Source organism: Aequorivita sp. IT1183 (assembly GCF_058068265.1).
On the sequence record NZ_JBYRHS010000003.1, the window covers coordinates 557,987 to 581,306 of the forward strand.

Consider the following 23,320-nt stretch of genomic DNA (forward strand, 5'->3'; position numbering starts at 1 on the left):
ATAATATACTTTGTAGTTACTATACATATGCATCAGCCTTGCAAATGGGACTATATTCGAGGTTTTAAGTGATTATTTTATGCAATGTAATTTTGCAGTAAAAAAAAAGCCACCCACTTTCGTGGATGGCTTTTCAATAGGATTATAAAAAGTTTAGTTTTTCAAAATCTTATAGGTTCCTGTTTGTCCATTTACAGTAACTTTCATAATGTAGCTACCTGTAGTAAGTCCAGAAAGGTTAATATCAGATGTTGTAGCACCAATATCAGTGCGCAACACTTGCTGACCTAACAGATTGAAAATAGAAACTGATTCTATATTGCTTACCGATTTCAAAGAAAGAACTTCGGTCACTGGGTTTGGATAATAAGAGAAACCTGCAAGTGCGTTTTCACTAACACTTAAAGCATCACAATCTCCACTCCAGATATAAACTCCATCCATAAGTGGATCTGGAATACCCCAACCAGCATCAAACTGAGCACTAGGATTTCCTTCCATAGTAGAAGAAGTAACAACCCAGAATACACTGCCTGTTGCTCCACCATCTGTAACTGAAAGTTCAATCCAGTATGTAGTAGGAACGCCAGCTTGTCCTGCAAAGGTAAATGGTGTAACACTTAACTCAATTTCGTTAACATCAAAACCGAAGTTAGCACCAATAACTGTTTGGTTGTCGATTGTAACAGAGGCTTCAGAACCAATTATTGTTCCTGGAAGACCAGCTGCATCGTCATAATAGTTAACATCAACGTTTGTAATTCCACCATTAGCAAAAATACTAGCAGTAATGTTATTCAAAGTGAAGTTTTCATCTGCTGCAACAGTTACATCGTTGGCAGTAAGAAAAGCAGTTGTAGATGAACAGTTAAAGCCATTCTCGAAAGTACCATCGTTAGGGTTCTCTTCGGTACAAGCACCGCCACCGCCAACAGGATCACCATAAACTTGAAATGGCATACCTTGAGGTGCACCTGATCCAGTGTCCATAGCAGGACCGTAAGTTCCAGCTATATTTTGCATAGCATTTCCTGTAGTTGCATTTCCTGTAATTACAATAGGTGGTGCCCAAGGTCCAGAAGCTCCAGAACCTTCAAAGCTATATTCAATCCAATAGGTTCCCGCAGTAAGAGAAAGTCCAGCAGTATTTGCTGTAACTAATTGAATTTCTCTGTTTGTATCACCAGGAGCGCTTTCTAATTGTCTAAATGCACCAGAAGTAACATTATTAGAAAGAACATTGGTTGTAAGGTCACCCCAGATAACTGAAGCTCCACCACCACTAGGATCTCCATCCCAAACTTGTAAGTAAAGACCCGTCATAGTTGGAGGTGCTGAACCAGTTTGGTAAGCATAAACATCAATAGATGTAATGTCGAAATCTCCAGTTAATACCATATCATCAGCCATACTATTTCCAGCTGTAAACTGAGCTCCAAAACCGAATAATGACATTCCTAATGAAGTATCTTGTAACAAACTAACAGGAGGTGGTCCAGGTAAGTTATATACAAGGCCATTATCATAAACCAACGCAGCTACTGCGTTATTTCCAGGATCGCCATAGGTCCCAGTAAAAGGAATACGAAGGTTTGGATTCAAAGGAGTAGTATTCATCCCTTGAACGCCATCTGCCACAGGCACAGCATTGGTATTATTAAAATACGCAGCTGGTGCTGGAGCGGTACGAACAGGATTGTTTACCACATTTGGTAAATCAGCAATACTTTGTGAATTCACAAGCCCTGTAAATGCTACAAAGCATGATAAAAGAAGTGTAATTTTTTTCATAATTATTTATAGGATTTAGTTAAACTGCATTAAAAGTATATAAAAAAGTACTATAAAACAAAAGTTTTACCGCGAAATAAACAGTTGCGGAAATAAAAAACCACCCGCGAATGGCGGGTGGTTCTAGTAATATAATTAGTGATTTAGAACTAGTCTTTCAACACTTTGTAAGTCCCTGTTTGTCCGTTCACCGTTACCTTCATAAGGTAGGTGCCCGTACTAAGTCCAGAGATGTCAATCTGTGAAGTCGTAGCGCCAACACGATTATTAACCACAATCTGACCCAAAAGGTTGTACAGCGATACATGCTCGATGTTATCAATACTCTTCAGGTTTAAAATACCACTGGTTGGGTTCGGATAATAACTAAATCCTGTTAGGGTATTTTCTGTAAGACCAAGGTTAGTACCGTCAATCACGATATCGGTAATAGCTCCACTGTTCAATACAAAAACATAGTAAGCCTGACCTGCTAGAGTATAAATTGATGCAGAAGTGCCAGGAGCACATTGGTTAGTGTTCTGTGGAACTAATACAAGATCGGTCTCAGTAGCATTCTCGTCTGGTGCAGTGTAGAACGTTACTGAACTAGCTCCACCTGGAATAACAATCATTGCATTGGCTTGGCCATCGCCTCCAGCTACAAAATTGTACCAAACACCATTTGCTCCAGTAAGATCACAACCTTGTGGATTGCCACCTTCCGTAGTAGCAGCAGGCATCGCAACAGAAGGATCTGTGTAAGGGAAACCTATTTCATCTACATCAATAGAGTTTGCTATCATATCGTTTGGCGGAGGTGTTGGCGTACAAGTAACATCCATTGTGAAGTTGCCCGTTGCACTACCAAAGCCGTGGATAAGAATATAATACTGTGTGTTCCCATCACTTGCAAAAGTAATTTCGGACTGAAGTCCACAAGCATCATCGTTGCCATCAACACAAACTAGGGCTGCACAGGTTCCGCTATAAACTGATATTTTAGAATCGAAATCTGTTCCGTTACATAGTGATAGGGTAATATCACCTGGAAGACCACTGTTATCATTCAATGAGTACCAAACTCCAGGAGCAGTTATAGTAGTACCACAAGTGGGTGCAGTATCTACAGTAGCACCAACAGTAGTACCTGTAACAGAACCGCCACAACTTACAGCTATAGCACCGCTACAACCATCGTTAGGTAGTGGATCAACACAACTAACATCTAAACTAAAGTTTCCAGAGCTAGAACCGAAGCCTTCAACCATAATATAATAGGTAGATGTACCATCAGAAACGAAGGTTAACTCACTCTGAAGACCACAAGAGTCATCGTTAAAAGCTAATTCATTCAGAAGATCACAATCGTCGAATACGCGAAGTAGAGAATCATAATCAGTACCACCACCGCAAAGTGAAATAGTAACTAACTGAGACGTACCGCTACCAGTAAATTTGTAGAACACGTCTGGTGCAGCATTTCCGCCAGAATCTGTCGCTGTCAAAGTTTCACCTACAACACTGTCGCCGCAAGCAAGCGCTATTGCACCAGCACAATCATCATAGGTCACTACAGGACCACCACAACTAACTGTACCAACACCTGAAATAGCATTTGTAAAGTCTCCAAAATCACCAGCGCTAAAGCCAGTTGTAATTAAATAATATTCTGTACCTGCTGTTAAGCTAACATCTAATATTTGAGAAGTTCCTATTCCACCAGGGCCATCATCATCACCAGCCACAAAGTTTGTAGTTTGATCTAATGGATCAAAACAAGTTTCATATATGAAAATATAACCATCCCAAGCACCTCCATCTTGATCACTGTCTACAGTGTAAAGACCAGTAACATCAACGGTAAATGGACCGTAGACGTCATATGATACAGGACCTAAACCTGAACAGCATGTTCCATCTGCAAAAGGTCTGTCCCAAATATCAGGGCTTGTAGCATCGTCTGGAGTAGTGTCAATTAAGTTACAGTCACTAACAATTGGACAGCCACCACCACCATCACAACTATAAGTTCTGAAAGTATAATCAAAATCTGGAAATGGAGTATAACCTGCATTAGCAAAAACATTTCCATTAGGATAAGGATTAGTTGTGTCACCCGCAATACAAGGTAAAGTAGGATCTCCTTCAATAACAATATAATATGTCGTACCAACCGTAACATTTACTACAGGATCCCAAAATACATCGGCCCAAACGGTACCATCGGTTTGACTGGTTCCACTAGCTAACATTGTTCCGCCCGCATTTGGAAGTCCATCCCATAAGGATAAATTCACATCAAGTCCTGTAGATGTAGCTGTAAACATTATTCCTGCTCCAGCAGATTCGTCTTCTAAAGGAATATAAGACTGTGCCAACCCACCTTGTGTAATATTAGCCATGCATGTATTAGTAGAATCTTGATTTATTTCAAGTATCGGAGTTCCGCAAACACCACCGCCTCCACCGGCTGCAGTAACATTCATAGAGTAATCCTCCGCTTGGCCAAAACCTGTTGCCAAACAAGGGTTTAAATAATTAGTCGTCCCAAATTGTTTCTTAACTCTCATTCTTGTGGTTCCAACCATAGCACCAGCGGGAACATCTATGGTTCCGTTAGATTGCTGACCATCGGTTCCTGTAGAGTTGACAAGAAGATCTGTTATTTCATATACTTCTCCCGCATCGTTCAAAACACCGTTTTGGTTCCAGTCAATAAATACAACAAATCGGTTTGTAAAGTTTCCGTCTGTATTACCTTCTAAGGCAACCGGGTAACTCATTCCAGCTTCCATATTGCCGCTAATAGCAGTAAAATCTTCGTGATCTGGGGTACCGTTTAGAACTGCGCTTGAAACATTGCTTATTCCTGCTACATCTACTAAAGTAATAGGTTCAACATTTGAAGTAAAATCAAGCGGTCCACAATAAGGAGCTGGGAATGCTCCGCCACCACCAGCTTCTTCTCCAACAATATTCATAACCATATGCTGATTCGGGAATCCGATTGCCGCTAGATCTGTAGGAGAAGTGATACCGCATGCAGCAGACATAATCCAAGAAACTCCAGTTTGTCCACTAGTATTGGAACCAGGGAACCACGAGAAAGTTGCACCAGCGTTTATCTTAAGCTCATATATCATAATTGCCCCCGCAGGAATAGTTGCAGTAATTGGAACTGAAACCACGATTCCAGCATCCGCAACAGTTGAAACATAATTAGCTGTTCCGCGAAGCGTAGCAGAACCTGGATATCCACCTGGGAAAACAGTTGTTGTAGAATAGATATTTATAGTCAAATTGGTTGGACCAGAAACAGCTTCCACCGCAAATTCAGCATTGCTTACATCAAAAGAATCCGTGATACCAAAATCGGCCGCTAAATTAAAAGCTCTGAAAAAACTGTTTTGATCAGGAATACCACCCGCATTACAAGTTACTGAATTATTAGCAACAATATTCTGGGTATTACTGTGTGTAATAGTCACAGGCGCCAAATTATTATTAACTGAATTAGACTGCGTATTTCTTGATGCAGTTCCAGCAGGAGGATTTAAAATAGTTCTCCGTGAATTATTTGAAGTACTCATCGACGTTGTTCCAGACATATTTCTTTGCACAGGAGCAACGCTCTCTTGATAAGTAGCAGAGCGACCTTCAGGAGTTACAAATTGAAAATTAGATTTTTGTTTCTTGTAAACAATGGGATTATTATCCCCTTTATTCTGAACGTTAGTAACGTTTGAAGACATAACAGCACTCGTTTTTTGCTGTTGATTTAATTGAATGGGATTGTTTTCACCATTCGTTTTTATTATCGGTTGCTGACCATAGCTGGCCGAAAACAACAGTAATAAAATTAACATCGTAAATTTTTTCATAATTAAAGTGGTTTAGTTAAATGCTCAGTTTTAAGGAATTAAAGCTATTCCAAAAAAAACACATTTCAAAGTTTTTGACTGTAAGAATTCAATTTTGATCAAATATATTTATCTACTAACCAGTTACCTACACCCATTTCAACCTAATAATTGATCGTAATTATACTATAAAAAGCTTGCCTGCATTGAGATTGTTGAAAAAATGAAGAGAAAACAAAAGTTTTTTTGAAATTCGAAACTTTAAATCTGAAGTTCATTAAAAAATTTAATTGACCCTTAAAACCAAAAAAGCAATCAATTAAAGAAAATAATAAGTTCAACCAAGTAGAATTTAACTCTAACATTTAATCAGAATTTCGCTTACAATTGAAGAATAATAAATAGCAGTCCTAATCGAGATATTCTGGACTTGACTAATATTTCTGAATAAATATAATGCTACAAAAAAACCACCCGCGAATGGCGGGTGGTTCTAGTAATATAATTAGTGATTTAGAATTAGTCCTTCAACACTTTGTAAGTCCCTGTTTGTCCGTTCACCGTTACCTTCATTAGGTAGGTTCCCGTACTAAGTCCAGAGATATCAATCTGTGAAGTCGTAGCGTCTACACGATTATTAACCACAATCTGACCCAAAAGGTTGTACAGCGATACATGCTCGATGTTATCAATACTCTTCAGGTTTAAAATACCACTAGTTGGGTTCGGATAATAACTGAATCCTGTTAGGGTATTTTCTGTAAGACTAAGGTTAGTACCATCGATAACGATATCGGTAATAGCTCCACTGTTTAGTACAAAAACGTAGTAAGCCTGACCTGCAAGTGTATATATAGATGCAGAAGTGCCAGGAGCACATTGGTTTGTGTTCTGTGGAACCAAAACAAGATCAGTCTCGGTAGCATTCTCGTCTGGTGCAGTGTAGAACGTTACTGAACTAGCTCCACCAGGAGTAACAATCATTGCATTGGCTTGGCCATCGCCACCAGCTACAAAATTGTACCAAACACCATTTGCTCCTGTAAGATCACAATTCAGTGGATTGCCACCTTCTGTAGTAGCAGCTGGCATCGCAACAGAAGGATCTGTGTAAGGGAAGCCTATTTCATCTACATCAATAGAGTTTGCTATCATATCGTTTGGCGGAGGTGTTGGTGTACAAGTAACATCCATTGTGAAGTTGCCCGTTGCACCACCAAAGCTGTGGATAAGGATATAATACTGTGTGTTCCCATCACTCGCAAAAGTAATTTCTGACTGAAGTCCACAGGCATCATCGTTGCCATCAACACAAACTAGGGCTGCACAGGTTCCGCTATAAACTGATATTTTAGAATCGAAATCTGTTCCGTTACATAGTGATAAAGTAATTTCACCTGGAAGACCACTGTTATCGTTCAATGAGTACCATACACCTGGCGATGTAATGCCAGGTCCACAAGCGGGAGCACTAGTATCTGTAGTTGCGCCTATTGTAGTTCCTGTAACAGAACCACCACAGCTTACTGCTATAGCGCCGCTACATTCATCGTTAGGTAGTGGATCAGCACAACTAACATCTAAACTAAAGTTTCCAGAGCTAGAACCGAAGCCTTCAACCATAATATAATAGGTAGATGTACCATCAGAAACGAAGGTTAACTCACTCTGAAGACCACAAGAGTCATCGTTTAAAGCTAATTCGTTCAGAAGATCACAATCGTCGAATACACGGAGTAGAGAATCATAGTCAGTACCACCACCGCAAAGTGAAATAGTAACTAACTGAGACGCACCGCTACCAGTAAATTTGTAGAACACGTCTGGTGCAGCATTTCCGCCAGAATCTGTCGCTGTCAAAGTCTCACCTACAACACTGTCGCCGCAAGCCAATGCAATTGCGTTTGCACAATCATCATTTGTGAAAACAGGAGGCACACAAATAGACATTGAGAACTGTAATACTTGGCCAGTGTCTCCACCTGCATCATCACAAACTTTAAAATTCCAAACACCTGCAATATCTTCACCTGCAAAAGCAGCTGCAAATGTACCGCCCATAGGTTGGTAAGGTCCAACGCCAAAAGGAGCCGCGGCAAGTGTAATATCTGCACCACCGTCTTCAAACATAGTTCCATTGTATCCATCATCTGTGCCTCCACCAAGGTCATTTGCAAGTAACAATTCTGTTCCGCTTGGCGAAACAAGATAAAGGTCTAAATCTGCACTAAAGGTATGTGCTATATCTATTGTAATATTTTCTAGAGTTGCACCAGAGCCTATTATACCTGTTTCACTTACAGTAATTGGTATAAGGTTCGGAGCGTTTGTACAATCTGCTGTTGAATTTCCTGCGCCATCAATATCAAACGGAACGGCTGTACTATCGTAAGCTGTGCTTACGCAAGTAGATCCGCCACCATCACAACTATAAGTTCTGAAAGTATAATCAAAATTTGGAAATGGATTATAACCTGGATTTGCAAAAACGTTTCCATCAGGATATGGATTGTTTGTAGATCCCGCAATACATGGTAAATTAACATCACCCTCTATTACTATATAATATGTTGTACCAACTGTAACATTAACTACAGGGTCCCAAAATACATCGGTCCATACAGTACCATCCGTTTGGGAAGTTCCACTAGCTAACATTATTCCTCCAGCATTCGGAAGACCATCCCATAAGGAAAGATCCACATCAAGCCCTGTAGATGCCGCCGTAAATTTAATACCTGCACCAGCAGATTCGGCTTCTGTTGGAATGTAAGACTGAGCCAAATCACCTTGTGAGATAGTAGCCATACAAGTATCTTCTATATCTTGATTAACTTCCAATAAAGGGCTGCCACAAGCGGTACCACCTCCACCACCAGTACCTTCTTCAATAGATAAAGAATCTATTCCTATATAATCTGAATTACTTCCAGCAGGACCACCATTGGTAACCCAATATCTAAAAGCAACCCTTGTATCAATTGCTCCTGTAAGGCCAGTAATAACAACCGTAAATTGTGTCCAAACTTCTGGATATACTCCTGTAACCAATGTAGGGTTTATCTCTAATAATAATCCTGTATACGAGCCAACACTAGCTGGACCCGTTGGATTTGTATTCGCTCCAGTAGGATCTATACGTACTTCCAATCTATCTGGAAAAGTGCTCCCGGTTACAGTACGAGTCCAAAAAATAATTTCGTCACCATTTTCCAAATTTAATTGGGGTGTTATCATAAAGTTGTTGATTACACTACCCGCTGTATTATTAAAATTAGCTCCAATATAGGCAGTTGCTGCTCCTGCTTGCGATGGAAAAACAGTGGCATTACCTTGAAACCACCCTGTTGAACCTGGAGTGTCGCTTACATTCACAAAGCTGAAACCAGCTCCTGGTAATGTTGTAATGTCATTAAAGCCTTCTGTAAGAAGTGTGGCTTGAGGTATTCTTTGACCTACACTTTGTGTATTTAAATTTTCTGAATCGAAAGTGGCAGACTGCGTCACATTCGTTTGAGCCACTGATGGACCCATCTGTTGTCTATTTTCAACAACAGTAGTCTTAGATCCGTAATCCAAGGCGTTCTGCTGTATAAATTGAGCCTCAACGGTAGCTATTATACCGATACAGGCAAAAATTAACATGGTAATTTTCTTCATAATTAAAATGGTTTAGTTAAATGTATAGTTTTTAAGAATTTAAAGCTATTCTAAAAAAAGCACAATTCAAAGTTTTTGACTGCATGAATTAAATTATAATAGACAATATTAAACTATTATTTAATTAAACGTAAAGGTCCAAACCCTTATTAGGCATCATTATACGCCGAAGTAATTTTGGTCGATAAATTATTCAAGAGAGATAAAGTCAAAAAATATTTTGCATCTCAATAGGCTTCGAGATAGAAATTATAAAATGAAATTAATTCCTTAAAACACTTATAATGAATTGCTTATCGATAAAACTAATATTAATATAAAACCACTTTAAAATATAACATTGTACGACTTATTCCTTAAAATCGAATTGTAAATAATTAATAGATATTAATTAAATTCACAAGCCACACTGAAAATTTCAAAAAAAAAACGATAAAAACAGGTTGTAAAAAAAAACCACCCGCGAATGGCGGGTGGTTCTAGTAATATAATTAGTGATTTAGAATTAGTCCTTCAACACTTTGTAAGTCCCTGTTTGTCCGTTCACCGTTACCTTCATTAGGTAGGTTCCCGTACTAAGTCCAGAGATATCAATCTGTGAAGTCGTAGCGTCTACACGATTATTAACCACAATCTGACCTAAGATGTTGTACAGCGATACGTGCTCGATGTTGTCAACACTCTTCAGGTTTAAAATACCACTAGTTGGGTTCGGATAATAACTGAATCCTGTTAGGGTATTTTCTGTAAGACTAAGGTTAGTACCGTCGATAACGATATCGGTAATAGCTCCACTGTTCAATACAAAAACGTAGTAAGCCTGACCTGCAAGTGTATATATAGATGCAGAAGTGCCAGGAGCACATTGGTTAGTGTTCTGTGGAACCAATACAAGATCAGTCTCGGTAGCATTCTCGTCTGGTGCAGTGTAGAACGTTACAGAACTAGCTCCACCAGGAGTAACAATCATTGCATTGGCTTGGCCATCGCCACCAGCTACAAAATTGTACCAAACACCATTTGCTCCAGTAAGATCACAATTCAGTGGATTGCCACCTTCTGTAGTTGCAGCTGGCATATGCACAGCAGGGTCAGTATAAGGGAACCCTATTTCATCTACATCTATTGAATTCACGATTAAATCGTTAGGTGGAGGTGAAAGCGCGCAAGTAACATCTGCTTCCCATCCTGCTTGTGGTACCGAAGCATCACTCAAGAATACAAAAGTTAATGTACCAGTTGCGTGCGAAGATGTAAATGGACCAGGATTGGTTGTTCCATAATATCCTCCTGCAGGGAAACCACCATTAGTTGCTGGGTTACCGCTAGAAATTATTGGAGCAGAAGCATCTGGGCCATCATAAACATAAAGTGCATCCCATCCAGTTTCTACTTCAAAAGATGTAAACGTTACTGTAACCAATTCGCCAGCATTTGTAGGCGTGATAGTGGTTGTTACGTTTGCATTGTTTTCATAGTCGCCTGCTGCACCTCCCGTATCATAAAACTTACCACCACATGCTGGTGGAGTAATTAAAGTTTCAAAAGTAACAGGACCTGCGTAAGAGCTTAAGCCATCTACATCACAATCGGCAACTACATAAAAATCATATGCAATACCGTTTGTTAAACCGCCAGCGGTTGCAGTTGTTGTACCAGCTACTGTTGTGCCTGTGGATACCGCAGGGTCTACAGCTGGGTTTGCTCCCTCAAGGAATACATACCAAACATAACCATTACTGGCATTTGGCTCGGCACTCCAAGCAAGGTCCGCAGTTGTCTCAGTAATATTGCTTACAACCAAGTTTGTTGGTTCTGGACATGATGGAGGAGGAAGTGTTTCTCCTATAGATGACCAAGCTACCTGAGTTGTGGTTGCTGGAGTAATAATTTCACCTATTAAAGTAGTTGCTCCAGTAGTTGTATTTACTGAACGCCATTCAGCCGCAAATGCAGCACCGTTAAATGCCGACATATAAACCATATCGGTTGTTGGGTCGTAACACATTCCTTGTCCAAAATTGGCGTCAAAACCAATATTGCCAATTAATGTAGCAGTTGCAGTAGCAAGATCGATAGAATACAGATTGTCTGTTACTATTTCATAAGTATATCCAACTCCAGCTCCATCAATAGCAAGGGCTATAGGAAGATCGCTTGGGTTAATACCTGTTGCGCCTATCAATGTTGCAGTAACTGCAACTGGATCGATAGTATAAAGATCTGCACCAGCAATAGCATAAAGCGTACCGCTAACACGGTCAAACTCCATACCTACCCAGTCACCTGCGATGTTTCCTAACAAAGTATAGAAACCTGAAGTAACGTCAAAAGAATAAAATTGGCCTGCATTATCAAGTGCATACCCAGTAGTTGGGTTTGCAGGATCAATAGCTCCAGCGTTCTCAAAGTTGACAGTAACAGGAGAAGTTCCAAAAACTTCAGTAGTTCCTGGTGTTGCTACTCCAAAACCAATTAAATTTTGGTTAGAATTGTTGATACCGTAAACCGTAGTTAAGGCACCACCGCCACCACCGCCACTGGTGCCTTTTAAGGCTACTATTCCCATTTCAGCACAATCAGTGTTAACTGATCCCAATGAAGTAGCAACGCCAGTTGTAGTATTTACAGAAGCAAAAACATTTACTCCACCACCTAAATATGCTCCCATATAAAGGATATCTGTATCTGGATCAAAATCTGCATCCTGTGCAAAATTGATGTTAATACCTAATGCTCCCACTAAGGTAGCTGTACCAGTTGTTAAACTCACTGAATAAAGGCTGTCTAATCCAACATCTGCCATAAAAGCATTTCCAGTAGAGTCTATTGCCAACCAAATAGGAACCCATCCAACAATAGTTGTGCTTCCTACTAAAGTAGCTACAGCTGTTGTAAGGTTAACCGTATAAACAGATCCAACATCACCAGCTCCTGCCATTAAGTACATTGTACTATCAGCTTCGTTCCAGGCAATACCTCTTAAACCTTCTCCAGCAAGTAATCCTGTTACTGGTGCTACCGTTGTTTCAGCACCTGTGGTTGTGTCTAAGGTTAACAAAGTTGCTGCAGTGCCGTTAAATGCATATAATGTACCGCTTCCATCAAAATCACCACCATAAATTGGTGTTATTGTGTTGCTTATAGGTGCAATATTATATGGTCCTGCTAATGGAAAAGTTCCAAAATCTGTTGAACAAGATCCTGCACGTAAATTAAGACCATAAACTACAGAAGGGCCTCCGCCGCCTCCGCCGCCGCCAGCGGTAAGTACTTCAACTTCCCATCCACAAGTGTTTACTACAGTTGTAGCACTAAATTCAAATGTTAATGCGCCTGAAGTAGAAGTAAAAACCCCTGAACCATTAGCGACAATCATACCTGCTAATGTATCTGTATCACCATTTAAATTACTATTATATATTTGAGGTGAACTCGTATCTGGACCATCATAAATATTTAAGAAATCAAAAGTTCCAAAAATTCTAAATGATAAGAATTCTACAGATAAATCAGTCCCTGTTAAGGTAGTTGTAGTAATACAACCACAGTTAGGGTAATCTCCAGGATTTCCCGAGCTAGTAGTTGAACAATCTCCACCTGGACCTCCAGTAGTACCATCTGATGGATCGAAAAAGAAATCTCCAGCAGATACTGCAAAACTTTCAACAGCTCCGGCTGTAGGTACAATGTCAGAAAGAATTCCTCTTCGTTGAGTTGTTGTATAATTTTGTACAGTAGTATTTGTTCTACTCATAGAAGCCGCCAGAATTTCAGCTTCTTCTTCAGCAGTAAAAGATTCGGGAGAAACAAATAGTGGTGTTTTTTGTTTAGAAACAATTCTGTTTTCTATAGAGTAATCAATCCCTGTAGAATTACCGAATTTATCAGTATAGTCTGTAGTCACGAACAAAGGAGTGTATTGCGCCTTTTTCGCAGCCTCTGTTGCAATAGGTAATTTGTTACTAAAATGTGTACGCAACATTCGTTGCTCCTCCATTGTAAAATGGTCGGAAATAGAACCGCTTTGATTTCCGACTCTATTATACCTTACCAACAAATCCTCAATTGAGGTGCCGGCCTTTTTTTGGTCTTCTATTTTTGTCGTGCCCTGTTGGGTCGTCGAGATAGAAGGTTGAACAATCTGGGCTTGCATCGTCAGCGCTAGTAGGCCAACAAAACACCCCATAAGAGTACTTCTTTTCATAATTAGATAAATTTTAGTTAATATGTCCCTAAAAGTATCAAAAAAAACGTTAAACGCAAGTGAATACACCAACTACTTCTGTCAAGAATAAAAAAAATCCTGTCACAGAAAATCTGGACAGGATTAAATTAATTTTATGAAAGAAAAAACTACCTTCCTTCTACAAAAGCTTCCATAACGCCATCACTGACGCCCATGTTTGAAAAACCTCCATCGTTATATAAATTCTGAAGAGTTACTCTTTTTGTCAAGTCGCTAAACATCGCAATGGTGTAATTAGCACAATCCAAGGCAGTTGCATTTCCAAGTGGCGACATTTTATCGGCATAGCTTATAAAACCATCAAAACCCTTAACTCCTTGACCTGCAGTTGTTGGTGTTGGCGACTGTGAAATAGTATTAACACGAACTTTTTTATCCTTTCCGAAGAAATAACCAAAACTACGTGCAATACTTTCTAAATATGCCTTATTATCTGCCATATCATTATAATCTGGGAAAACACGTTGCGAAGCCATATAAGTAAGTGCAATTATGCTCCCCCACTCATTCATCGCATCTTTTTGGTAAAGTACTTGCATCGTTTTATGAAACGAAACAGCCGAAATATCCCAACCTTTATGGGTAAAATCGTAATTCTGATTTGTATAGTGATTGCCTTTTCGAACGTTTACAGACATTCCAATAGAGTGCAACACAAAATCTAATTTACCTCCTAAAATTTCGGTTGCCTTAGCTACCAAATTTTCCAAGTCTTCAATACTTGTTGCATCTGCAGGAACAACTTCAGAGTTAGTTTTATCTGCTAGCTCTTTTATCTGGCCCATACGTAGTGCAATTGGCGCATTTGTAAGTACAAATTTTCCACCTTCCTCGTGAACGCGCTCTGCGGTTTTCCAAGCTATGGAATTAGCATCCAATGCTCCAAAAATGATTCCCCGTTTTCCTTTTAGTAAGTTATAAGACATGTTTTAATGTATTTTATGGTTGAATAGATTTTTGATTTTTTCAATTTTTAACAGAAGAGTAAAGATACATTTTAATTCAATAATTCCTTCGCATTTGCTATTGCCGCTTCCGAAACATTTTTGCCACCAAGCATTTCTGCAATCTCCACGATGCGCTCATCTTTGTTCAAAATTCTAAGATAGGTAGCAGTTACTTCGTTATTGTCTTCCTTGTAAACTTTTATATGATGGTCGCCTTTTGCGGCTATTTGCGGTAAATGCGTAATACTTAACAACTGCATCGATTTACTCATTTGGTGCATTATTACCGCCATTTTATTAGCCACTTCTCCAGAAACACCTGTATCTATTTCATCAAAAACAATGGTTGGCAATTTTTTGTATTCGGCCAAAACCGCTTTAATTGCGAGCATAATTCTACTCATTTCCCCACCCGAGGCTACTTTTTTTAATGGCCCAAAAGCTAGTCCTTTATTTGCAGTAAACAACAATTGTAACGCGTCGGTTCCGTTGCTTTTAAATGTTTCAGAAGAAGTAAGTTCAAACTGAAACCGTGCATTTGGCAATCCTAAAGGAAAAAGCGTTTCTTCCAACTTCGTTTTAAGAATTGGAATTGCCTCCATTCTTTTATTATGAAGTTTTCCCGCTATTTCTAAAGCAGTTTCGCGTAAGGCATTTTTCTGCTTTTCTAATTTTATTATCTGCTCGTCTAATCCGAGTGTAATATTCACTTTTTCCTCCAATTGCTCCTCTAATGCTATTAGTTCAGCAACGGTGGCAACGGAGTGTTTTTGTTGTAATTTATAAAGCGTTTGTAACTTTTCATTTATTTGTGAAAGCGTTTCGGAGTCTGCCTCTATTGCTTCCGCAGCCTTACTTATTTCGGCCGAAATATCTTCCATTTCAATAATAACGCTATTTAAACGTTGCCAAAAATCATCAAAGCTTTTTGAAAATTCTTTGATTTTGCCCAAAACAATACGCCCTTCTTTTGCGGTTTGCAAAGCGCCAATTTGTTCTTCGTCAATTAGTCGGTCAACATTGGCAAGCGCTTCCTGTATTGCCTCGGCATTATTCAACGTTTCGTAGGTTTCTTCAAGCTCTTCTTGGTTCAAGTTTTTTAAACCTGCTTGCTGAAGTTCATTAAAAAGAAAAGTATTGAATTCAAGCTCTTTTGAAGCATTTTCCTTTTGAAGTTTTAAAGCTGACAGTTTTTCTGAAATCTTTTTATAATCTTCAAATTGAAACTGGTACGATTTCAAGTCTTCAGAATTTCCCGCCAGCGCATCTATTACTTCCATTTGGAATGTTTCGGAAACAATTTCCAAAGTTTCGTGCTGGCTATGTACATCTACTAAATACGGCGCCAAGGCCTGCAGTTGCGTCAATGCTACCGGAGTATCGTTTACAAAAGCTCGTGATTTTCCGCCCGGCAATATTTCCCTTCTAATAATGGTAAGGGATTCGTAATCCAAATCATTATCGTCAAAAACATTTTGTAATCCGTAATTTTTTATTTGGAAATGTCCCTCTATTACACATTTTAGAGCAGGATCTTTAACGCTGCTTAAATCTGCACGTTTTCCTAAAAGTAGCCCCAAAGCCCCGAGGATAATTGATTTTCCAGCACCTGTTTCACCAGTAATAATGGTTAAACCCTCACTTAAATCCACGCGAATATCTTCAATAAGCGCATAATTTTTTATGGCAAGGCTGGTTATCAAATTTAGCTGTTAGATTTTAGAAGTGAGACGTTAGATTTTTCAAATTCAAGTAATCAAATTTGACCTTTGAATCTATAAATTTAAAGGAAAGACACTAATTGGTACAATCTCGATAAAATTAAAATTTAATTTCAGACCAATTGCTTCGTTTTGTGGGAGCCAATCTATTAAGATTCTCCATTAATTTGGTAATATCTACCTGTGGCCCACCGCTAAATACGGCTTGTATTTCGTCACTTTTCGCATCAAAAAATGTACGCACCAAGAAAGAATTTGGACGACGGTCGTTAATACCTTTTAAATTGTTTATGGCTTCAGCAATTGTTTGTTTTGCCTTTTTTTGATCGCTCGCCATTTCATCCATTCCATCGCGGTGATATTTGTACATCACATCGTGAAATTCTTTATAAACTGAAGAGATTAAAGCATCGTTATAACGGTATCTAGACTGGTTGCCATCTGTGGCTTTCCAACCTTGAAAATTGCTAGAAGCAGCAGTATTAGTAATTTGTTTCGCGATTTCAAAATAAGGCTCTCCACCGTTTGGGGTAAAAGTATCTGCATCTAAACCTATAACCGTATAAACATGAAACGCCACTACAGAAACAAGGTTTGAACCAAAGCTATTTATGTTGAAAGTAAGCGGCTCAAATTCCTTATAACTGAATCTAACTTGTCTGTCAAAATAGTTATAAACTGGTGTGTCATAGGTAGATTGAAAAACGGGACGCGAAGACTGAACTTGCAATGTAGCAGTAAAAGAATCGCCGTCAAACTGACTAATAACCAGCGTCATATTACAATCTATTCGCTCCTGGTTTTTGTATTCTTTATCGGTCCATTTTGTGTTGTTTACAAACTCCCGTAACTGGGTTTCCAATGTGCGGAAAATTTGCAAATTGGGCTGTCCGGTTTGTTCGGCATCAATGGAAACGGTGCAATTAAGTTCTTGGGCCTGCGTAGAAAACGCAGCGATAGCACATAATAAGAAAAGTAAAATTTTACGCATTTGTCTGTTCTATAATATATTCTAAAATATCTTTTGCTACTTCTTTTTTAGGTTTAACAGGAAAAGGAAGTGTTTTATTGTCTTTGGTGATTAAAGTAATTTTGTTGGTGTCAGTTTTAAAACCAGCGCCTTTGTCTCGAAGCGAATTTAACACAATTAAATCTAAATTCTTTTTTTTGAGTTTCAATTTTGCGTTTTCTTCTTCGTTTTGGGTTTCGAGTGCAAAACCAACCAAAAATTGCTTTTTCTTAATTTCACCCAGCGACGCTAATATATCTTTAGTTTTTATAAGGTGAAGGGTAAGATCATCACTTTTCTTTTTAATCTTTTCTGTAGCAACTTCAGAAGGGCGATAATCTGCAACGGCGGCGCTTAAAATAGCAACATCACTTTTGTCGAAATATTCGTGCGCTGCAGTATACATTTCTGCTGCCGATGTAACGCGAACAATTTTCACGAAATCGTTTTCAAGCTTTAAAGCTGAAGGGCCAGATATTAAAACAACCTCAGCGCCAAGTTGGGCTGCGGCTTCAGCAATAGCATAACCCATTTTTCCACTCGAATGATTTCCGATGAAACGCACGGGATCAATTGCCTCGTAGGTTGGACCAGCAGTTATTAAAAACTTCTTCCCGCGAAGCGGAAGTTTTTCTAAAATATTATTTTCTAAAAAGGAAACAATTTCTTCTGGCTCAGCCATTCTACCCTGCCCCACTAAACCACTTGCAAGTTCACCAAAAGCCGCCGGAATTTGAATATTTCCGAAGCTATTAAGTTTATCAAAAGTATTATTTGTGGACGGATGTTGGTACATATCTAAATCCATTGCTGGCGCGTAATACACCGGGCATTTTGCAGAAAGATAGCAGGCAAGCAATAGATTGTCGCAGGTACCATTCGCCATTTTAGAAAGCGTATTTGCGGTAGCTGGAGCTATTAAAAACAAATCAGCCCAAAGGGCCAACTCCACGTGGTTGTTCCATTCGGGCTCTTTAAAGCTATTTTCATCTTTTTCTTTTGTAAAAGATGAAAACACTTCGTTTTTAGAGAGTGTTGCAAGGGTAAGCGGTGTAACAAATTCTTTAGCAGAATGCGTCATAACCACTTTTACATTAGCTCCTTTCTTCACCAAAAGCCGAACTAAAAAGGCTGTTTTGTACGCGGCAATCCCGCCGGTAACTCCAAGCAAGATATTTTTCCCGTTCAAAACAGCCATTTTTCAGTGTTCAGTGTTCAGTAAATCAGTACGCAGTATTAAATTTGCTATTCCCAGAATTCCCCCTTGAGGGTTAGGGAGCTACTCTTCTACTACTTCGTCTATTGTATTTCTGTAGTAGATTTTATTTTCTAACCACTCTTGTACTGCCAAAGCGTGTGGCTTTGGAAGTTTTTCGTAGAATTTTGAAACCTCTATTTGCTCTTTGTTTTCGAAAATTTCTTCCAAACTATCGTTGTAAGTAGCAAACTCATCAAGCTTTTCAAGTAATTCTTTTTTAATGTCACCGTTTATTTGTGCAGCTCTTTTCGAAATAATTGAAATAGCTTCATAAATGTTGTGCGTTGGTGCATCAATCAAATTCTTGTCTAATGTAACGGTATTGATGGGGGCTTCTGAATTTTTGATATCCATAATATTAAATTAATTAAATAGTGGGTTCTGTTTCTAAGGGTACAATTTTGCTCTCTATATCCTGATATAATGCCGTTGCTTCGGGAGCCAAATCTGTGTCCTTGTAATATTTTATAAAATTATTGTAGTATCCTTTTGCTGAGCGCAAACGTTCCTGTACCAAAACCGGAACACTGTTAATCGCTAATTTATAGGCAGAAACAAATCTTCCGTAAAAAGCATCTTTTCTATAAATCGAGCCTGGATTATCTGTTATAAAATTGTCGAAAGCGCCAATTGCGGCCTTGTAATCTTCAACGCGCAAATATTGCTTTGCAACTTCAAATTCTTTCTTTTCTAACTTATTTCTCAACTCTGCAACAAGCGTATTTGCCTCGGTGCGTTTATCTGAATTGGGATATCTATTTATAAATTCCTGTAACTTTTCAAGTCCTTTATCAGTCTCTTTTTGATCCAATGAATATCTTGGAGAAAGCTGATAAAAACTTTTTGCAGATTTAAACGAAGCTACTTCTAAACTATCACTTAATGGATAGGCTTGCGTAAATCTTTCAAACTGGTAACCAGCTAAGTAAAAATCTTCTAGGTTGTAATAGGTGTTCGCATAGATAAACATTAGCTTTTCACCTTGAGGTTTCCCACGATATGCGGGTACTAACTGCTCCATTAATTTAAGTCCCTTTTTGTATTTGCCCATCCTATAAAGCGAATCGGCTAGGGTGTATTTTTTACCCATATCATCCTTTCGTAACACCTGTTGGTATTCACTACAGGACGAAAGAAGAATGGTAAGACAGAGAATTAAAAAAATAGGTAATCGCATGGGCTTAAAAAACATCGTGCAAAAATAGGGAATTAAACATGATTGAACAAACTTATTATTGGGCTAAAATATTGCGCTGAAGACTATTGTTAGCAAGCCTTTTGAAATATTTAACTACTAATTTGAAAAGCGTGATTTTATAAATTATCGACAAAAGCATCAATTTTACTTCTTAAACCGTCGGTAACGCCCACTAATGGAAGCCTTACAGTGTCTCCACAAACGCCTTTTTTTTTGAAAACCGCCTTTATTCCAGCAGGATTTCCTTCCGCAAAAATATAATCGATTGCTGGCGCAATTTTATAATGGATTTTATAAGCTTCATCTACCTTTCTGTCTAAACCAAGTTTTACCATTTGTGAAAATTCCTTCGGAAAACCTTCTCCAATTACTGAAATTACTCCCGCACCTCCCGCAAGTATCATTGGTAAAGTAATCATGTCATCGCCAGAAATAATCAAGAAATCTTTTGGGCAACCGGCAATTAGTTTCATTGCTTGTACCATATCTCCGGCGGCTTCTTTAATAGCAACAATTTTATCAAAATCATGCGCCAAACGAATTACCGTTTCCGGAAGCATATTTGAAGCTGTCCTTCCAGGTACGTTATACAAAATTATTGGTAACGGCGCAGCTTTTGCAATTGCAGCAAAATGCTGATAAACACCTTCCTGAGTAGGTTTGTTGTAATAGGGTGAAACTGAAAGAATGGCGATAAAAGCCGAAAGATCGCGAGTTTGCATTTCAGCAATTACTTCGTGCGTATTATTGCCGCCAATGCCTAAAACTAAAGGCAGCCGACCATTATTTGCAGAAATTACCGTATCGATTACAAGTTGTTTTTCATCTTTTGAAAGTGTGGCGTTTTCAGCAGTGGTTCCTAAAACAACCAAATAATCTATTCCGTTCTCTATATTGAAATTGACCACATTTTTCAGCCCTTCAACATCTACGGAAAAGTCGTTTTTAAAGGGTGTAACAAGTGCTACTCCGGTTCCTATTAGTTCTTTCATTTTCTATATTTTAAATCTGTTGATAATGAGGTTTAAATTGTTAATGGCACTTAAATCTTTTTCAAGATTCGTAAGTATTTCTGCACTTCGGCTTTAAAAAGATCGGGCGTGTTAAGATTCACAGATAACAATAAATCGTAAAGACGCTCATCGGCACCGTGAAAACCTATTTTAAATTTCGCTTTGCTTTCTGCAACCATCAAACTTAAATATTCGTGTTTTCCTTTATAAAAACCTATTAAAACATCGAAAGGAATATCGAGGAATTCTTTGGCATTCTGATTTTGGATATCACCTTTCCAACTGAATTCTTTATTGGTTATCTGATTTTGGCGAAGCGTTGGTAATTTTCGGCGAGTTTCCACGAAAGTGAAAATCTTTACATCTTTTGGCTGTAAACCAAATTCGTTTCCAAAAGCATATAATTTTTCAAAATCGCTAAAAAAAGCTTCGTCCACCAAGAAACCCAAATGTTGTAATGGCTCGTTACGATTCGAAAAGTCGCGCGTTGCCAGACTTTTATCAATATGCTTTTTTAATGAATTTTGTTTTATTCTTTTCAACATGGATTGCCAATATTTTGCACTTCAAAAATAGTTTTTTTCAAGATTTTTCAGCTTTAATTAGGAAATCATTTCTAAAAAATCATCTTCAGAAATGATTGCCACGTCTAAGCTTTCAGCTTTGGTTTTTTTGCTCGGCCCCATATTTTCGCCAGCTACCACATAGTTAGTTTTAGACGAAATAGAACTCGATACCTTTCCGCCGTTATCTTCTATCAATTTCTTTAGTTCGTCGCGCGACACTTTGGTGAATACACCAGAAACCACGAAGGTATTTCCTTTTAAAGTATCGGTTTGATTAGCGAGCTTATCTGCCGAAATTTCCAATTGAACGCCATAACTTTTCAAACGTTCAATGGTTGTTATATTTTCTTCGGAAGTGAAAAAGGAAACTACACTTTGGGCAATGCGTTCGCCTATTTCATCAACGGTTATCAACTCTTCTTCGGAAGCATTTTTTAACGCGTCAATTGTTTTGTAATGTTTAGCAAGTTTTTTCGCAACGGTTTCACCCACATAACGAATTCCCAATCCGAAGAGAACTCTCTCAAAAGGAATTTGTTTTGAAGCTTCAATTCCCTTCACAATATTTTCGGCACTTTTCTGCGCCATTCGTTCCAACGGAATTATCTGTTCTTCCTTTAAAAGGTATAAATCTGAATAGTTATTTATCAATCCATTATTCACTAAAAGCGCAACAGTTTCACCGCCCAAACCTTCAATATCCATCGCTTTGCGCGAAATAAAATGCTGAATTCGGCCAATAATCTGTGGCGGACAACCGTCAACATTTGGGCAATAATGCTGTGCTTCACCCTCATTACGAACCAATGAAGTTCCACATTCGGGACATTCGGTTATGTATTTTGTAGGATCGGAATTTGGATCACGCTGTGTAAAATCGACGCCAATTATCTTCGGAATTATTTCACCACCTTTTTCAACAAAAACTGTATCTCCTTCGCGTATGTCGAGCTTTTCAATTTGGTCTGCATTGTGCAATGAAGCACGTTTTACAATAGTTCCCGCCAATTCAACAGGCTCCAAATTTGCAACGGGTGTTATAGCGCCAGTTCGCCCAACCTGATAGGTTATTTGATTTAAAACTGTGGAAACCTGCTCGGCTTTAAATTTGTAAGCCATCGCCCAACGCGGCGATTTTGCAGTGTAGCCCAACTCTTCCTGTTGCTGCAGATTGTTCACTTTTACCACTACCCCATCAGTTTCATAGGGCAGCTCATGACGATGAATATCCCAATAGTTTACAAACTCTAAAACCTCCTCTAGGTTATGTGCGAGTTTAGCAGCTTCGGGCACTTTAAAGCCCCAATCTCGAGCATTTTGCAAACTTTCAAATTGTGTTTTTATAGGAAGCCTTTCACCCTGTAAATTATATAACAAACAATCCAACGGGCGTTTAGCAACCTCAGCACTATCCTGCAATTTTAAACTTCCAGAAGCCGTGTTTCGTGGGTTTCTGTATGGTTCTTCGCCCAATTCCACTCTTTCAGCATTCATCTTTGCGAATCCTTCAAAAGGTAAAACAATCTCACCGCGAATATCAAAAAGCGGCGGATAATCTCCCCGAAGTTGCAACGGAACGGACCTTATAGTTTTTATGTTTGCTGTAACATCGTCGCCCTGAAAACCATCACCGCGAGTTACGGCTTTTTTCAGCTTTCCATCTTCGTAAGTCAAACTGATTGAGGCGCCGTCGTATTTAAGTTCACACGTAAATTCTACTTTGCCATCCACCATTTTTTCGATACGCTTCTCCCAATCTTCGAGGTCTTCTTTGGAATAGGAATTATCCAAAGAATACATTCTATACGTATGTGGAATGGTTTCAAAATTCTTGGTTATTTCACCTCCAACTCTTAAAGTTGGTGAATTTGGATCGTAAAACTCTGGATGCTCTTTTTCAAGTTCTTGAAGTTGTTTCAGTTTTTGATCGAATTCAAAGTCGGAAATTGTGGGATTATCTAATATGTAATAATTATAATTATGCTCGCGGAGTTCGTTGCGAAGGGATGTTATTTGTTGTTCGATGTTCATGCAACAAATATAAAATTTTAAACCTCACAGCTTTT

Annotated in this window: 13 protein-coding genes; all 13 read right to left on the bottom strand. The window is 38.7% G+C overall.

Annotation, left to right across the window (positions count from 1 at the left end):
- Positions 1-153: 153 nt before the first annotated feature.
- The 13 genes from AC3RVF_RS08220 to ligA all read right to left on the bottom strand — a co-directional run bounded on the left by AC3RVF_RS08220 (position 154) and on the right by ligA (position 23,285).
- Entirely contained in the window at positions 154-1,791 is a 1,638-nt protein-coding gene (locus AC3RVF_RS08220; protein ID WP_489689417.1) for a T9SS type A sorting domain-containing protein, read from the bottom strand.
- 149 nt (positions 1,792-1,940) lie between these two features.
- Positions 1,941-5,654: a T9SS type A sorting domain-containing protein gene (locus tag AC3RVF_RS08225; protein ID WP_489693152.1), complete on the bottom strand. Its 3,714-nt coding sequence runs from the start codon at positions 5,652-5,654 to the stop codon at positions 1,941-1,943.
- 498 nt (positions 5,655-6,152) lie between these two features.
- Entirely contained in the window at positions 6,153-9,293 is a 3,141-nt protein-coding gene (locus AC3RVF_RS08230) for a choice-of-anchor J domain-containing protein (protein ID WP_489693153.1), read from the bottom strand.
- Between the two features lie 505 nt (positions 9,294-9,798).
- Positions 9,799-13,500 (bottom strand): T9SS type A sorting domain-containing protein, encoded by a 3,702-nt coding sequence (locus AC3RVF_RS08235; protein ID WP_489693154.1) that lies wholly within the window; start codon positions 13,498-13,500, stop codon positions 9,799-9,801.
- 149 nt (positions 13,501-13,649) lie between these two features.
- Positions 13,650-14,468, bottom strand: coding sequence for an enoyl-ACP reductase FabI (locus tag AC3RVF_RS08240; RefSeq protein WP_489693155.1), 819 nt, complete (start codon positions 14,466-14,468; stop codon positions 13,650-13,652).
- 71 nt (positions 14,469-14,539) lie between these two features.
- Entirely contained in the window at positions 14,540-16,192 is a 1,653-nt protein-coding gene (gene recN, locus AC3RVF_RS08245) for a DNA repair protein RecN (RefSeq protein WP_489693156.1), read from the bottom strand.
- Positions 16,193-16,310: 118 nt separating this feature from the next.
- Positions 16,311-17,201 (bottom strand): type IX secretion system protein PorD, encoded by an 891-nt coding sequence (porD, locus tag AC3RVF_RS08250; protein WP_489693157.1) that lies wholly within the window; start codon positions 17,199-17,201, stop codon positions 16,311-16,313.
- Positions 17,194-18,417: a bifunctional phosphopantothenoylcysteine decarboxylase/phosphopantothenate--cysteine ligase CoaBC gene (coaBC, locus tag AC3RVF_RS08255; RefSeq protein ID WP_489689410.1), complete on the bottom strand. Its 1,224-nt coding sequence runs from the start codon at positions 18,415-18,417 to the stop codon at positions 17,194-17,196. Before coaBC ends, porD begins: the two co-directional genes overlap by 8 nt.
- Positions 18,418-18,498: 81 nt before the next feature.
- Positions 18,499-18,831: a DNA-directed RNA polymerase subunit omega gene (locus tag AC3RVF_RS08260; protein WP_489689409.1), complete on the bottom strand. Its 333-nt coding sequence runs from the start codon at positions 18,829-18,831 to the stop codon at positions 18,499-18,501.
- 13 nt (positions 18,832-18,844) lie between these two features.
- Positions 18,845-19,654, bottom strand: coding sequence for an outer membrane protein assembly factor BamD (locus tag AC3RVF_RS08265; RefSeq protein WP_489689408.1), 810 nt, complete (start codon positions 19,652-19,654; stop codon positions 18,845-18,847).
- A gap of 137 nt (positions 19,655-19,791) precedes the next feature.
- Positions 19,792-20,667: a 4-hydroxy-tetrahydrodipicolinate synthase gene (gene dapA, locus AC3RVF_RS08270; RefSeq protein ID WP_489693158.1), complete on the bottom strand. Its 876-nt coding sequence runs from the start codon at positions 20,665-20,667 to the stop codon at positions 19,792-19,794.
- A gap of 50 nt (positions 20,668-20,717) precedes the next feature.
- Complete coding sequence (locus AC3RVF_RS08275) at positions 20,718-21,233, bottom strand: DUF6913 domain-containing protein (RefSeq protein WP_489689406.1); 516 nt, start codon at positions 21,231-21,233, stop codon at positions 20,718-20,720.
- A gap of 57 nt (positions 21,234-21,290) precedes the next feature.
- Positions 21,291-23,285: an NAD-dependent DNA ligase LigA gene (gene ligA, locus AC3RVF_RS08280; RefSeq protein ID WP_489689405.1), complete on the bottom strand. Its 1,995-nt coding sequence runs from the start codon at positions 23,283-23,285 to the stop codon at positions 21,291-21,293.
- Positions 23,286-23,320 lie beyond the last annotated feature (35 nt).